Below are 2,446 nucleotides of genomic sequence, written 5' to 3' on the forward strand. Positions count from 1 at the left end.
ACGAGGCGGAGCGCTGGGGCTTCTTCAACCGGCTGGTCGAACCCGCCGGGCTGGACGCGGCGGCCGAGGACACCGCGCGCCGGCTGGCCGAGGGGCCGACCTTCGCCCACGGCATCACCAAGCGGATGCTGCACCGCGAATGGGACATGGGGCTGGAATCCGCCATCGAGGCGGAGGCACAGGCCCAGGCGATCTGCATGCAGACCAACGACTTCCGCCGCGCCTACGACGCCTTCGTCGCCAAGCGCCCGCCGGCGTTCGAGGGCGATTGATGGCCGACCGCAGCTTTCTCGACTGGCCGTTCCTGACCGACGCCCACCGGGCGCTGGCCGACAGGCTGGAGAGCTGGTGCGCGGCCAGGCTGGCGCGGTTCGGCCATGGCGAGGCGACGGTCGACGCCGACTGCCGCGCCCTCGTCGCCGCGCTGGGCGAGGCCGGCTGGCTCGGCATCCCGGTCCCTGACGACGGCAAGCCGCTCGACGTCCGCGCCCTCTGTCTCGCCCGCGAGACCCTGGCGCGCCATCACGGCCTCGCCGACTTCGCCCTGGTGATGCAGGGGCTGGGCACCGCGGCGCTGGCCGCCTTCGGCAGCCCGGCGCAGCGCGCGCGCATCCTGCCGCCGGTGCGCGAGGGGCGTGCGATCGCCGCGCTGGCGATGACCGAGCCGCAGTCGGGCTCGGACGTGGCCGCGGTGGCGACCGCCGCGGTCGAGGACGCCGGCGGCTGGGTGCTGGACGGCGAGAAGACGCTGATCTCCAACGCCGGCATCGCCGACCACTATCTCGTGCTGGCCCGCAGCGACGGGCCGGGCACCCGCGGGCTCAGCCTGTTCGTGGCGCCGGCCGATGCGCCCGGCCTGACCGTGGCGGAGCGCCAGCAGGCGATCGCCCCGCACCCGCTCGGCCGGCTGGCGTTCGACGGCTGCCGGCTGCCCGCCGACGCGCTGGTCGGGCCGCGCGGCGGCGGATTCAAGGCGGTGATGACCGTGCTCGACCGGTTCCGCCCGTCGGTCGGCGCCGCGGCGCTGGGTTTCGCCCGCCGCGCGCTCGACGAGGCGCTGGCCTGGAGCGAGCGCCGGCCGATGTTCGGCACCACCCTGGCCGACATGCCGGTGACCCAGGCCGCGCTGGCCGACATGGCGCTGGACATCGACGCGGCCGCGCTGCTGGTCTACCGCGCCGCCTGGCGCGCCGACACCGTCGACGGCCGCAACACCCGCGAGGCCTCGATGGCCAAGCTCTTTGCCACCGAGGCGGCGCAGCGCGTGGTCGACGCCGCGGTGCAGATGCACGGCGGCAGCGGCGTCGTGCTAGGCTCGGTCGTCGAGCGGCTGTATCGCGAGGTCAGGGCGCTGCGCATCTACGAGGGCGCCTCGGAGGTCCAGCGCCAGATCGTCGGCGCGCAGACCCGGGCCGCCTTCGCCGCCGCACCGGAGGGCGGAACGGGCCATGCACATGCATCCTAGCGGCCACGTCGACAGCTTCGCGCGCGACAACCTGCCGCCGCCGCACCTGTGGCCGGTGATCGATGCGCACGGCCTGAACGATCTCGCCTATCCGGAGCGGCTGAACTGCGCCGCGACGCTGATCGACGACGCGCTCGCCGCCGGCCATGGCGCCCGGCCGGCGATCCACTTCGCCGACGGCGCCTGGAGCTATGCCGAGCTGGCCGACCGGGTCGACCGGCTGGCGCATGTGCTGGTCGCCGACATGGGCGTGGTGTCGGGCAACCGCGTGCTGCTGCGCGGCGGCAACGGCCCGATGATGGCCGCTGCCTGGCTGGCGGTGGTCAAGGCCGGCGCCATCGCGGTCGCCACCATGCCGCTGTTGCGCGCCCGCGAGCTGGCCGTGATCGTCGACAAGGCCGAAATCGATTTCTGCCTCTACGAGAAGGCGTTGGGCGACGAAGTTTACGCGATTGCCGACCACGCGGCGCGCCCGCTGGTCCGCCGCAGCTTCGGCGACCCGGCCGCCGACGACGCGGTCGAGCCGCTGATGGCGCGGCACGGCGCCCCCTTCCCGGCCGCCGACACCGCCGACGACGACGTCTGCCTGATCGCCTTCACCTCCGGCACCACCGGCAAGCCGAAGGGCACCATGCACTTCCACCGCGACGTGCTGGCGATCTGCGACTGCTTCCCGCGCTATGTGCTGCGCCCGACCGCGGACGACGTCTTCATCGGCTCGCCGCCGCTGGCCTTCACCTTCGGCCTGGGCGGGCTGCTGCTGTTCCCGATGCGCGCGTTCGCGGCGACCGTGCTGCTGCCGCGCCTGCCCCCGGCCGAGCTGATCGCCGCCATCGCGCGCTTCAGGGCGACGGTCTGCTTCACCGCGCCGACCGCCTATCGCGCCATGCTCGACCGCTTCTACGAGGCCGGCAGCTGCGATCCCATCGCCAGCCTGCGCAAGTGCGTCTCCGCCGGCGAGACGCTGCCGGCACCGACCTT

The 2,446-nt window shown here is 74.1% G+C and carries 3 protein-coding genes; all 3 read left to right on the forward strand.

Going from position 1 to position 2,446, the window contains the following annotated elements:
- Positions 1-272, forward strand: a 272-nt coding sequence (locus R3F55_26010) for an enoyl-CoA hydratase-related protein (GenBank protein ID MEZ5670827.1), incomplete at its 5' end; no start/stop codon positions are given.
- Positions 272-1,465 (forward strand): acyl-CoA dehydrogenase family protein, encoded by a 1,194-nt coding sequence (locus tag R3F55_26015; GenBank protein ID MEZ5670828.1) that lies wholly within the window; start codon positions 272-274, stop codon positions 1,463-1,465. The genes R3F55_26010 and R3F55_26015, both read left to right, overlap by 1 nt.
- Positions 1,449-2,446, forward strand: a 998-nt coding sequence (locus tag R3F55_26020) for an AMP-binding protein (protein MEZ5670829.1), incomplete at its 3' end; no start/stop codon positions are given. The genes R3F55_26015 and R3F55_26020, both read left to right, overlap by 17 nt.

The organism is Alphaproteobacteria bacterium, from assembly GCA_041396705.1.
Lineage (GTDB): Bacteria > Pseudomonadota > Alphaproteobacteria > CALKHQ01 > CALKHQ01 > CALKHQ01.